The sequence below is a fragment of the Cognatishimia sp. genome (assembly GCF_049116455.1).
In the GTDB taxonomy this organism is placed as follows: Bacteria; Pseudomonadota; Alphaproteobacteria; order Rhodobacterales; family Rhodobacteraceae; genus Cognatishimia.
In genome coordinates, this window is the sequence record NZ_JAGDYW010000003.1 from 607348 (window position 1) to 619492 (window position 12145).

The 12145-nt window shown below is 53.9% G+C and carries 13 protein-coding genes and 1 riboswitch; of the genes, 3 read left to right on the forward strand and 10 right to left on the reverse strand.

Annotation, left to right across the window (positions count from 1 at the left end; all coding sequences use genetic code 11):
• Positions 1-105: 105 nt before the first annotated feature.
• The gene (gene rpsA, locus JXQ85_RS07975) at positions 106-1785 is read right to left on the reverse strand and encodes a 30S ribosomal protein S1 (protein WP_421748366.1); all 1680 of its coding nucleotides are present in this window, start codon (positions 1783-1785) and stop codon (positions 106-108) included.
• Positions 1786-2019: 234 nt separating this feature from the next.
• Entirely contained in the window at positions 2020-2520 is a 501-nt protein-coding gene (locus tag JXQ85_RS07980) for a winged helix-turn-helix transcriptional regulator (protein ID WP_421748367.1), read from the reverse strand.
• Positions 2521-2570: 50 nt separating this feature from the next.
• Here JXQ85_RS07980 and JXQ85_RS07985 point away from each other — a divergent pair, with 50 nt between their 5' ends.
• Together JXQ85_RS07985 and JXQ85_RS07990 are read left to right on the forward strand one after the other, a co-directional pair.
• Positions 2571-2960, forward strand: coding sequence for a hypothetical protein (locus tag JXQ85_RS07985; protein WP_421748368.1), 390 nt, complete (start codon positions 2571-2573; stop codon positions 2958-2960).
• A gap of 139 nt (positions 2961-3099) precedes the next feature.
• Positions 3100-3585 carry a GNAT family N-acetyltransferase gene (locus JXQ85_RS07990; RefSeq protein WP_421748369.1) on the forward strand — a complete coding sequence of 162 codons (486 nt, stop codon included), beginning with the start codon at positions 3100-3102 and terminating at the stop codon, positions 3583-3585.
• 4 nt (positions 3586-3589) lie between these two features.
• Here JXQ85_RS07990 and cmk read toward each other — a convergent pair whose 3' ends face one another.
• The 7 genes from cmk to ybeY all read right to left on the reverse strand — a co-directional run bounded on the left by cmk (position 3590) and on the right by ybeY (position 10681).
• Positions 3590-4210, reverse strand: a complete 621-nt coding sequence (gene cmk / locus JXQ85_RS07995) for a (d)CMP kinase (protein ID WP_421748370.1) — start codon at positions 4208-4210, stop codon at positions 3590-3592.
• Positions 4203-5555 carry a 3-phosphoshikimate 1-carboxyvinyltransferase gene (gene aroA, locus JXQ85_RS08000; protein WP_421748371.1) on the reverse strand — a complete coding sequence of 451 codons (1353 nt, stop codon included), beginning with the start codon at positions 5553-5555 and terminating at the stop codon, positions 4203-4205. The genes cmk and aroA overlap by 8 nt, the downstream gene beginning before the upstream one ends.
• A gap of 86 nt (positions 5556-5641) precedes the next feature.
• A complete protein-coding gene (gene trmB, locus JXQ85_RS08005) occupies positions 5642-6388 on the reverse strand; it encodes a tRNA (guanosine(46)-N7)-methyltransferase TrmB (RefSeq protein WP_421748372.1) in 747 nt (248 codons plus the stop codon).
• Between the two features lie 111 nt (positions 6389-6499).
• On the reverse strand, positions 6500-7681 hold the full coding sequence (gene metK / locus JXQ85_RS08010) for a methionine adenosyltransferase (RefSeq protein ID WP_421748373.1): 1182 nt from the start codon (positions 7679-7681) through the stop codon (positions 6500-6502).
• 4 nt (positions 7682-7685) lie between these two features.
• Positions 7686-7734: riboswitch (SAM-SAH riboswitch) on the reverse strand.
• Between the two features lie 36 nt (positions 7735-7770).
• A complete protein-coding gene (lnt, locus tag JXQ85_RS08015; RefSeq protein WP_421748374.1) occupies positions 7771-9267 on the reverse strand; it encodes an apolipoprotein N-acyltransferase in 1497 nt (498 codons plus the stop codon).
• Positions 9254-10162 carry a transporter associated domain-containing protein gene (locus JXQ85_RS08020; RefSeq protein ID WP_421748375.1) on the reverse strand — a complete coding sequence of 303 codons (909 nt, stop codon included), beginning with the start codon at positions 10160-10162 and terminating at the stop codon, positions 9254-9256. The genes lnt and JXQ85_RS08020 overlap by 14 nt, the downstream gene beginning before the upstream one ends.
• Before the next feature lie 21 nt (positions 10163-10183).
• On the reverse strand, positions 10184-10681 hold the full coding sequence (gene ybeY / locus JXQ85_RS08025) for an rRNA maturation RNase YbeY (RefSeq protein WP_421749041.1): 498 nt from the start codon (positions 10679-10681) through the stop codon (positions 10184-10186).
• A gap of 71 nt (positions 10682-10752) precedes the next feature.
• Between ybeY and JXQ85_RS08030 the strand changes: the two genes are divergently transcribed.
• Positions 10753-11061 (forward strand): Dabb family protein, encoded by a 309-nt coding sequence (locus JXQ85_RS08030; RefSeq protein ID WP_421748376.1) that lies wholly within the window; start codon positions 10753-10755, stop codon positions 11059-11061.
• Here JXQ85_RS08030 and JXQ85_RS08035 read toward each other — a convergent pair.
• Positions 11036-12085 (reverse strand): PhoH family protein, encoded by a 1050-nt coding sequence (locus tag JXQ85_RS08035; protein WP_421748377.1) that lies wholly within the window; start codon positions 12083-12085, stop codon positions 11036-11038. The genes JXQ85_RS08030 and JXQ85_RS08035 overlap by 26 nt on opposite strands.
• Positions 12086-12145 lie beyond the last annotated feature (60 nt).

The following is a 12145-nucleotide window of genomic DNA, read 5'->3' on the forward strand; positions in this document are numbered from 1 at the left end:
ATACGTAGGAAGATCATTCGCCGACCACCGACACTAGATCCTCAATAAGAAAGGCCCCGCCCAGTGGGCGAGGCCAATGTTTGCTTTAGCCCTAAGGCTTAGCGATTATTCGTCGCCCTTCAGAGCTGCGCCCAGGATGTCGCCCAGGGACGCGCCGGAGTCAGAAGAACCGTACTGTTGTACTGCTTCTTTTTCTTCCGCGATTTCGCGTGCCTTAACGGACAGACCCAGACGGCGTGTCTTGCTGTCAACATTGGTGACGCGTACGTCAACTTTGTCGCCAACATTGAAGCGCTCTGGACGTTGGTCCGCACGATCACGTGCCAGATCGGAGCGGCGGATGAAGGACTTCATGCCTTCGTATTCCACTTCGATGCCGCCATCTTCGATCGCAGTCACTTCAACAGTCACGATAGAGCCACGCTTCACGCCGCCAACCGCTTCAGCGAACTTGTCGCCGCCCAGCGCTTTGATGGAGAGAGAGATACGCTCTTTTTCAACGTCAACTTCGGACACAACCGCTTTGACGATGTCGCCTTTGCGGTAGTTCTGGATCGCGTCTTCGCCGCGCTCGTCCCAAGAGATGTCGGACAGGTGAACCATGCCGTCGATGTCGCCTGGCAGGCCGATGAACAGACCGAATTCGGTGATGTTCTTAACTTCGCCTTCGACTTCGGTGTTCTCTGGGTGAGATTCAGCGAATACTTCCCATGGGTTGCGCATGGTCTGCTTGAGACCAAGGGAAACGCGGCGCTTGGCACCATCGATTTCCAGAACCATGACTTCGACTTCCTGAGAAGTTGAAACGATCTTGCCTGGGTGTACGTTCTTCTTGGTCCAAGACATTTCAGAAACGTGCACCAGACCTTCAACGCCGGCTTCCAGCTCAACAAATGCACCGTAGTCGGTGATGTTGGTAACGCGACCAGTGTGTACAGATTCCAGAGCGTATTTCGCAGCAACCAGATCCCATGGATCTTCCATCAGCTGTTTCATACCCAAGGAGATACGGTGTGTTTCTTTGTTGATCTTGATGACCTGAACCTTAACGGTTTCACCGATTGTCAGGATCTCAGATGGGTGGTTCACACGACGCCATGCCATGTCGGTGACGTGCAGCAGGCCGTCAACGCCGCCGAGGTCAACGAATGCACCGTATTCAGTGATGTTCTTAACAACACCGTCAACCGCATCGCCTTCAGCCAGCTTGCCGATAACCTCAGCACGCTGTTCTGCGCGGGACTCTTCCAGGATCGCACGACGGGAAACAACGATGTTGCCACGACGACGGTCCATTTTCAGGATTTGGAATGGCTGCTTCAGACCCATCAGAGGGCCCGCGTCGCGTACTGGACGTACGTCAACTTGGGAACCAGGCAAGAACGCAACCGCGCCGCCCAGATCAACAGTGAAGCCACCTTTAACGCGGCCGAAGATCGCGCCTTCAACGCGTGCATCGTCTGCGTATGCTTTTTCCAGGCGATCCCATGCTTCTTCGCGACGAGCCATCTCACGAGAGATAACCGCTTCGCCACGCGCGTTTTCAGCGGCACGCAGGTAGACTTCTACCTCGTCGCCAACAGAAACTTCAGGAGCTTCGCCAGGGTTTGCGAATTCTTTAAGATCAACGCGGCCTTCCATTTTGTAGCCTACGTCGATAATGGCCTGACCCGCTTCGATTGCGATGATCTTGCCTTTAACAACGGAACCCTCTTCAGGGGTGTCCATTTCGAAGCTTTCCTGCAATAGGGCTTCGAATTCTTCCATAGATGTAGCTTGAGCCATGTGGTCTCAGTTTCCTTTAACAATGTTTTCTGGCCGAACGGTTGTCTCCGCCGGTCTTGATTTCGTTGCTCTGGTACCGCAGGTAAAGCGTTGCAAACATTGGTGAAAACAAACAAACAACAAGGGCCGAAGGTTTCCCTTAGGCCCTGCTCACCAGATTTGCGACTCTTAACGGTCGTCAGACAAGGGCGCGTATAGGCGGGAATGGGCTTGTTTGCAAGGCTTTGAGGGCATTTAGCCCTCCAAATCCACTTTCAAGCTCAGATCATCACGCGCCACGGTTTCTTGTCCCTCCAAAACAAAGGCTTGCTTAACGGGCTTACCAGCGGACTTCGTAACCAAATGCGTTGCACCAGGAGCCTTTAGCACGTGTGCCTGCCCCCAATTCATCAAAGCAACCAAGATCGGAGCAGCGTCCCGCCCCTTCTGCGTCAAAACATAAGCCGCACGTTTTCTGTGCCCCGGTTCTTGATACATGCTTTTTTCCAAAAGTCCCTCTTCCACCAAAGTCGCAAGTCGGCCTGAGAGTGCAGCTTTTGGCAGTTCCAGATCCGCCAACATATCATCAAAGCGTTTCACGCCATAAAAAGCCTCACGAAGGATGCAAAGCGTCCATTTATCGCCCAACACCTTTGCGGCTTGCACCATTCCACAGTCATCGGCCCCGACCGGTGCGCGTGATTTCACATCGGCAACTTGCGCTGACGGTATATTTGGACTATCTGAGTCTGACATATGAACTTAGCCTATCTAATATCGCTACATATCACCAAAGGAACACGGAAATGTCGATTCTCACTCTCATCCTAATTTTTAAAATCGCTTACACTGGGCTGATGATCGGTCTGCCATTTGTTTTCCTTCCATCTGAAAAACTTGAAAAGCTCACCGGGGTGAACGCAATTGGCATCAACTATATCCGGCTATACGGCTGGAGCGTGATTGCGATTTTGGTGGGGTATAGTTTTGGGATCATCCCGAGCATGAGTGCGACCTTCCCTGTCGGTGTAGTCGTGATGGGCATCGCCTCAAATCTTGGGGGAGCAATTCTTCTACATTTGACGGGCGCTCGAAAGAAACGACCGGGTCCATTTTATATCATTGGCGGCATCGCGGTTGCACTTATCGCTTCTGCGGTCTTTCCCGACTTGGCGGTCTCCCCGATCTTTAAGTAGTGTCGGGCACTACACAGTTAAATTTCCCAAAAATGCGAGGCATTTGGTGCTCTATTTGGATTGCCATTCTAGTTACAAGATTCCGACCTGTTTTGTTTGACAAAAAGTAGAGCTCGCCTGCAGACATAAGAATTCTGTTGTGCCAATTGACCCTCCATCCATTGGCACTAAAGTGGCTGGCCTGATCACAATAGTTTTGGAAACAAAAGCGATGACTTTTTCAATCCAATCCATCGCTCCCAGAGCAACTTTGCCATTGCGCCAAAAGGTGCTGTGGCCGGACCATCCCATTGAGCAATCCATAGTCGAAGGCGACGAACAAGCCTCCCACTTCGGAGGCTTCATCGACGGAGACCTCGTCTGCGTGGCTTCTCTATTCAAAGAAGCCCCCGGCATTCGTCTTCGCAAATTCGCCACGGACCCCACCTTTCAGGGAAAAGGCTTTGGCACCCAAATGCTCGATCATCTTCTGACAGAAGCCACAGCCACCGGTGCGAAAACCTTCTGGTTTGACGCCCGCGAAAGTGCGCTGCCGTTTTATGAAGGCAACGGCTATACGCCTGAAGGAGAACGCTTTTTCAAAGGAGACGTCCCCTATCGCCGTATCACGCGAGCGCTGGGTTAACCGGTTAGAGACCTGTTTTATCCAAGATCGCCCGCAACGCCATCGCCACAGCCGCGTCGATGTCCAGTTCCGACGTGTCAATCAAAACCGCATCCTCCGCGGGCTTCAACGGCGCTTCGGCGCGGTTCATGTCACGCTCGTCCCGCGCTTTGACATCCGCGAGAACCTCATCGCGGGAAACCTCATGACCGCCTGTGGACAGTTCTAGATAGCGCCGCTCTGCGCGCACCTTGGCAGAGGCGGTCACAAACAGCTTCACTTCTGCATTGGGGCAAATCACGGTGCCAATATCGCGGCCATCCAAAACGGCTCCGCCCAGACGCCGCGCGAAGGCGCGCTGGAAGTCTACCAATGCGGCGCGGACCTCTGCGATCACAGCAACTTTAGACGCAGCCTGTGCAACTTCCGGCGTACGCAGAGTGCCCGCTTGTAGATCATCGGCTGTCAAAGACCTCGCCGCCTCTACCGCCTCAGCCCCAGCAAGAACTTTCGCCCCAACCGCGCGATAGAGCAGCCCAGTATCCAGATGGGCGAACCCCAACTCCTTGGCCACTGCCTTAGAGATTGTGCCCTTACCTGCCGCCGCCGGGCCGTCTATCGCGATGGTAACGCGTGTCTCAGCCATTGTTTCGCACCAGTTGTGCACCCAGATTGCCCATCAGGCTTTCAAAGATCGGGAAAGAGGTCGCGATTGGGCCGCCATCATCCACGCTGACGGGCTTTTGTGCGGCCATGCCCATGACCATAAAACTCATGGCAATACGGTGATCCAAGACGCTCTCACAAGTCGCGCCGCCCGGCACGTTGCCGTGACCCAAACCTTTGACAACCCACCAGTCTTCGCCCTCGTCCACCTCAACGCCATTCAAACGCAGGCCTTTGGCCATGGCGTCAATCCGGTCAGATTCCTTCACGCGCAGTTCTTTGACACCCTTCATCACGGTATAACCAGCAGCAAAGGAGGCAACGACTGACAAGACTGGGTATTCATCAATCATGCTGGCGGCACGCGCCGGATCAACTTCGATACCTTTTAAGTCAGGAGAGAACTTCGCGCGCAGGTCAGCGACTGGTTCGCCGCCCTCTTCGCGTTCGTTTTCAAATGTCAGATCCGCACCCATTTCTTTCAGCGTTGTGAAAAGACCCGCACGGGTTGGGTTGAGGCCAATGTTTGGCACCAGCACATCAGAGCCTGGCGTGATGACGGCCGCACAAACTGGGAATGCAGCAGAAGACGGATCCCGCGGCACAACGATGTTCTGCGCTTTGAGTTCAGGCTGACCCGTCAGAGTAATCACACGACCTTCATCGGTTTCCTCAACCGTGAGCTCCGCGCCAAAGCCTTGCAACATGCGTTCGGTGTGATCGCGCGTGGCTTCTTTTTCAATCACCACGGTTTTGCCCGGCACATTCAGCCCTGCAAACAAGACCGCAGATTTCACTTGGGCAGACGGCATTGGCACTTCGTAGCGCACAGGCACCGGCTCAGCCGCTCCCACGATGGTCATCGGCAGACGGCCCCCAGAGCGACCCACGGATTGCGCGCCAAACAGCGCAATTGGATCTGTAACCCGCGCCATGGGGCGTTTGTTCAAAGAAGCATCACCCGTGAAAGTCGCAGAAATTCCGGTAGTCGCCATGCAACCCATGATTAGGCGCACGCCAGTGCCGGAGTTACCGCAATCAATCACATTCTCAGGCTCTGCAAAGCCGCCGACGCCCACGCCGTGCACGGTCCATTCACCGCCGCCGTGTTCTATAACCTCTGCCCCAAAGGCACGCATAGCTTTCGCGGTGTCCAGCACATCCTCGCCTTCCAACAGACCAGTGATGTGGGTCTCGCCAACCGATAGCGCGCCAAGGATCAAAGAACGGTGCGAAATCGACTTATCGCCCGGTACATTGGCCTCACCTTTTAGCGGGCCACAAGGGCGTGAAGTCATTGGAATGGGGGTGCCGTGGCCAGACATATGCGCAATCCTCAAAGTATCGTCACAAGGCTGTTAGCGCAGAAGGTCGGCAAGGTCCATGGGGCAACGCACCCTGCCCAATTGGTTTATCCCAATCGACGGAAAGTCAGATAATGCGGCGTGCGACCTTCGCGCAGAGCTTTCTGTTCGTAGCGGGTCGAAATCCAATCATCCCAGGACTGTCGCCAGTCATCTGGGCGTTCTGCAAGCCACTCGAAACCTGCCTTTGGAACTTCTTCTAAAGTCTGACGCACATAGTCTTCGATATCGGTCGCAACACGAAAAATCGCGCCGGGCTTCAGGACTTTCGCCAGAGGCTCCAGATGCTCTTGCGTTACAAAGCGACGACGGTGGTGGCGTTTTTTTGGCCACGGATCAGGATATAGCAAAAAGGCCTTAGAAATCGACTGGTCCGGCAACACGTCAAACATGTCGCGAGCATCCCCTGGATGGACCTTGATGTTTTCTGCTTCCGCATCGCGGATCTTACCCAACAGCATGGCCACCCCGTTGATGTAGGGCTCACAACCAATGAAACCCACATCCGGATTGTTCACGGCCTGATGCACCATATGCTCGCCGCCGCCAAAGCCAACTTCGAGCCAGACATCTTTGTCCCCAAACAAACCTTCCAGATCGAGATTTTTCCGGTCCGGGTTCACATCCCAATCCACAGCACCCGGTGACAGTTTGGCCAGGTCCTCATCCAGATAGGCTTCTTGGGACTTTCGCAGACCCTTGCCTTTGAAACGGCCGTAGAAATTGCGCCAAGGCGCGCCAGATGGATGCGCGCCGGATTGGGAATTATCGCTGTGTTTTGGGTCGTCAGACATGATGGGCCTCGTTCAAGTCGCGCCCATGTGCCGCATGGGGACTGGCGGGTCAAGTCCAGCAAAGCGAAAGCGCGGCCCGATGGACCGCGCTTTGCTAGAAAATTTGTTGGATTAAACCGCTGATTTAAGCGCATCCACGAGATTGGTGCGCTCCCAGCTGAAACCACCATCTGCATCTGGTTTGCGTCCAAAGTGGCCATAAGCAGCTGTGCGCTGATAGATCGGTTTGTTCATCTCAAGATGCTCTCGAATACCACGTGGAGTGAGGTCCATGACCTGCGCAACAGCGGCTTCGATCTCGCGATCCGCAACTTGGCCTGTGCCATAGCTGTCAGCGTAGATCGATAGCGGTTTAGAGACACCAATCGCGTAAGACAGCTGGATGGTGCATTTTTCTGCCATGCCAGAGGCCACAACGTTTTTCGCCAAATAGCGCGCCGCATAAGCTGCAGAGCGGTCAACCTTGGTTGGGTCTTTGCCTGAAAACGCACCACCACCATGAGGCGCCGCCCCACCATAGGTGTCGACGATAATCTTACGGCCTGTCAGACCCGCATCCCCATCAGGACCACCGATCACGAATTTTCCGGTTGGGTTCACGTGCCATTCGGTTTCATCGGTCAGCCAGCCTTCCGGCAAGGACTGTTCAATGTAAGGTGCCACGATGGCGCGAATGTCTTCGCTTGTGAGGTTCTCATCAAGGTGCTGTGTCGACAGCACCAAAGAAGAAACGCCAACGGGTTTGCCATTTTCATAGCGCACAGACAGCTGGGATTTGGCATCCGGCCCAAGCACGGCCTGTTCACCAGATTTACGCACCTCAGCCAATCGCCGCAGGATCGCATGTGCATATTGGATTGGGGCAGGCATCAGATCAGGCGTTTCATTGGTTGCGTAACCAAACATGATGCCCTGATCGCCAGCACCTTCTTCTTTATCTGCGGATGCATCTACACCCTGCGCAATATGCGCGGATTGTTCGTGCAACAGGTTCGTAATTTCCACGGTTTCGTGGTGGAACTTGTCCTGCTCGTATCCGATGTCCTTGATACAAGCGCGGGCGATCTCATCGATCTTACCCATGTAGTCTTTCAGCTTGTCCTGATCAGACAGTCCGACCTCTCCGCCGATCACGACACGATCGGTGGTGGCAAAGGTTTCAGCCGCCACGCGCGCCTCAGGTTCCTCAGCGAGGAATGCATCCAAAACGGCATCGGAAATGCGGTCACAAACTTTATCAGGATGGCCCTCCGAGACGGACTCGGAAGTGAAAACGTAATTCTGTCTGGCCATGAAGTGCTCCATTCGATTTCATCCGCCACGCCAGGAAGCCGTTGTGACAGACAGCAATGTGACCCACTTAGGGTGCCTACCCCATGAGGTCAATTGCTATTGCGATGTCTTCTTATCCAAAGGCCAAGCAGAGCGCAGGTCAAGATCAATCCAATTGGTATATCGCCAGTGTTGCTATAGAGCGTCGCCGGCGCTGGCCTCGGCAGCTCCACATCCAGAAACCCTGCTTCATTCAAAGGCAAGGCGTTCAAAACACGACCCTTTTCATCAATCAGCGCAGAGATACCAGTATTGGCCGCGCGCACCATGGGCAGCCCATGTTCGATTGAACGCATACGTGATTGCACCAGATGCTGGTGTGGGCCCGAAAACGTGCCAAACCACGCGTCATTGGTGATCTGTAGCAAAAAATCTGGCCGCTCGGGTGCGGCGAACACATCTTGTGGAAACACAGCCTCATAACAAATCAATGGTAATGCGCGTCCCAAGGGACCTAGATCGATAAGCTTTGGACCCACTCCGGCGGTGAACCCCTGCCCTTGTGATGCCGCCATTCCATGAATGCCAAATCGCGACAGCAGCTCGCCGAATGGAATGTATTCACCAAATGGCACCAGGTGGTGCTTGTCATAGGTTTGTCCTAAAACGCCCTGCCCGTCCATCAGCACAGCCGCATTAAAAAACATCAGATTTTCTAATCTGTTTGCCCCAAAGAAAACCGGCGCATCCCCTGCGGCCTTCGAGATTTCCTGAATGGACGGCTCGCCCCGTGAAAGGATCGACGGCAGGCTGGTTTCAGGCCAGACAATTAGATCAGGGGACCCTTCAGACGCCGTAAGCGCCAGTGCGCGATCAAATATGATCGGCATGAAATCTGGATCCCACTTTTGGCGCTGAGGCGCATTTGGCTGGATCAAACGGATGGTGCCAATGCTTGGCTCGGTTACCGTTGACGCGTCAGGCAATGGCCAAAGCAACGCCACTCCCAAAACAGCCCCAATGCTAGCCAGAGCGCGGCGTGGCCCGCCAAGCAATGCAATGAAGGTACATGCGGCGATCAAAAGAAAGACAAAGTTTAGGCCGTGTGATCCAACATGGGCCGCCCCTTGCCCAAGCACACGATCAACGGTGCCATAGGCAGGCATACCCCATGGAAAACCGCTAAACAAATAGGCGCGCAGCAGTTCCATCAAAGGCATCGTTACAACCAAAGCAAAGGGATTGATCCGGCGCGCCGCTGCAAAGGCCGCACCCCAAAACAGCGCCAATCCTGCAGCCATGAAAAAGACCGCAAAAGGGGCCATCCAAGCATGGCTTTCCGCCTCAACTAAGAAGGGAGAGACCAGCCACTGCATGGTGAGGGCGAAATACCCGAGCCCAAATTGCCATCCCACACGAAAGGCCTTTGATGGCGATTGCGAAAATGTCAGCAAGGCGAACCCTGCAACAAAGCCTACCAATGACGCCAGTGGTAGGCCAAAAGGCGCCTGCCCCAAGCTCGCCACAAGACCCAATAGAACAGCCAAAGCCACCCGCGCTAAACGCGGCCAGCTTTGCCAATGTGTTTCGATATTATTCAGCCACATGCTGCTGCGCTTCGGTCAGAATGACCCGCAGTCGTTTGATCCGACGGGCATCTGCATCGATGACTTCGAATTCCGTACCATCTGGATGCACCACCAACTCCCCGCGTGTTGGGACGCGGCCAGCCAGCATAAAGACCAAGCCACCTAACGTATCGATGTCTTCTTCATCGATGTCTTCATCAGCAGTCAGCGAGCGGCCAATTTCGCTTTCGAATTCATCCAATGGCGTTTTGGCAAAGGCGATGAAACAGCCCGGAGCCTCTTCGGTCCAAAGCGCGACTTCGGCTTGATCGTGTTCGTCTTCGATCTCACCAACCACCTGTTCGATCAGATCTTCGATGGTCACAAGCCCATCCACGCCGCCGTATTCGTCAATCACCAATGCCATGTGCCGACGCTCGGTTTGCATTTTGGCCAACAAAACCCCGATCGGCATCGACGGCGGCACAAACAACAGAGGCCGTAACATGGCCTGCAGATCAAAATCACCGCTTGCGCCATTAAACCCATATTTTAGGGCCATATCTTTGAGGTGCAAAAATCCAACTGGCGTATCCAGAGTGCCGTCATAGACTGGCAATCGCGAAAAACCGCTTTCACGGAACGCATCCACCACTTCGCCATGGCTCATTGTTGCCGCAAGCGCCTTAATATCAACCTTTGGCACGGCCACATCTTCAACCCGCATACGCCGCAGGTTGATCATGCCCGGAGTTGGACCCAGCGATTGGGTCGGCTCATATTCAAGCTGAAGGTTTTGGACATCACCCCCTGCATCCGCAGGGCTGATCGCTTCCATTAATCGACGGAGAAATCCGCCGGAGTTACTTTGTATCTGGCTCTCAGCCTGCGCGCTTTGCGCTGCGCTAGAGGACCCGTCGGTGCTGTCGCCCATTGTACCTTTCCAAGTGGGGTTTTACCCCGGTGTCTCACTATATGGGTCTGATATACCCATTTTGCCAAGTATCTTTGACTCTAATGCTTCCATCAAAGTGGCATCTTGGTCACGGATGTGATCATAGCCCAACAGGTGCAAAATGCCATGCACCAACAGATGGGTCACGTGATCGTCAAATGTTTTGCCTGCCTCTATGGCTTCACGTGCACAGGTTTCATAAGAAATCGCAATGTCGCCAAGTTCTGAATCTGGGCCTTCTGGCTTAACCGGATGAGCACCTTCGTCTTCGGCACCGCGCTCCTCTGATGGCCAACTTAAGACATTTGTCGGCGTTGGCTTTTCACGAAATTCCGCGTTCAGTTCAGCGATCCAGACATCATTGCAGGCCATAACGCAGACTTCCAAATCTGCCGCGAGCTCCAATTCCAACCGCACGCCCGCCCCGGCTTTTTCAGCCAAGCCTTGAAGGCTTTCAGCCGCCCACCGGGCATCTTCGATGATCAGATCTATCTCCATCTTTTCGCCATAGCCTGAAAGCCCTAGGGTGAACAGCAAAATTGACCGGCCAATTGTTAAGGAATTGGAAGATGATACTGCACTGTGTTTTTTGCAACTTTCAGGACCACACACCAAAAGCGGTGCAAGTCGCTGCCATCGAGGCCTTACGAGAGTTCAGTCTGAACCTAGATGGCGTGCTGGCATTTGATCACGGGCCGAACCTTGATTTTGAACAAAAATCCCATTCCTATGACGCAGGTTTTGTCATTCGCTTCAAAGATGCTGAGTCTTTGACTGCCTATGCCATCCATCCAACACATCAAGAGTTAGGCGCGCAACTCAGCCGCCTCTGTGAAGGCGGCGGAGATGGTATTATTGTTTATGACTTGGACGTCTAGGTTCTGCCAATGCGCGTTCTGAATCCGCGTCATAGGCCTTGATGATTGCAGCCACCAACGGGTGACGCACAACATCGTCGGCTGTGAAGTAGTTGAAACTGATGCCTTTTGTGCCTCTCAGCAGACGTTCCGCATCTTTTAAACCGGATTGCACACCACGCGGCAAATCGATCTGGGATCGGTCACCCGTGATGGCCATGCGGCTGCCCTCACCTAAGCGAGTCAGGAACATCTTCATCTGCATGGTGCTTGCGTTCTGCGCCTCATCCAAGACAACAAAGGCATTCGCCAGAGTACGGCCTCGCATAAAGGCCAGCGGTGCAATTTCGATCTTTTTCTCTTCGATCAACTTGGCGAGCATTTTGCCGGGCAAAAAGTCATTCAAAGCGTCATAAAGCGGCTGCATATAAGGATCTACTTTATCCTTCATATCGCCCGGCAAATAGCCGAGTTTTTCACCCGCTTCCACCGCAGGACGTGAGAGGATAATTCGGTCCACTTCACCTGAAATGAACATGCTGACACCCGCGGCCACAGCCAGGTAGGTTTTACCGGTCCCCGCAGGCCCGATGCCAAAGGCGAGTTCATTTTGGAATAGGCTTTGCACATAGGCTTTCTGCGCATCCGTGCGCGGCTCTACGTGTTTTTTCTTGGTCTTGATCTCAACCGCGCCGCCCTTGAACATCTCAAGCTGGTCGCCGTCGCGCGCACCGACGCCACGTTCAGCGTTACCCATCCGAATCTCGCGATCAATATCGCCGCTTTCAACCTCTTTGCCGCTTTCCAGTCGCTGATACAGCGCCTGAAGAACTTCATAGGCTTCCAGCTGGGCACCAGTATCGCCATGAATCGCAAGTTGATTGCCGCGTCGGATGATTTGAACACTAAGTTTCTGCTCTATATCCGCCAAGTTCCGATCGTATTCTCCGCAGAGATCAATGAGCAAACGATTGTCGGGAAACTCGATCAAGACTTCTTTCACGGTTTCATTCTTTGGCGGTGGGGTCAGGGCGCTGGTGGCCAAGTAGGTCTCCTTAAGACTCGGTGTTCCTGAGTCTCAGCGTGACAAGTTGTGGACGGTAAC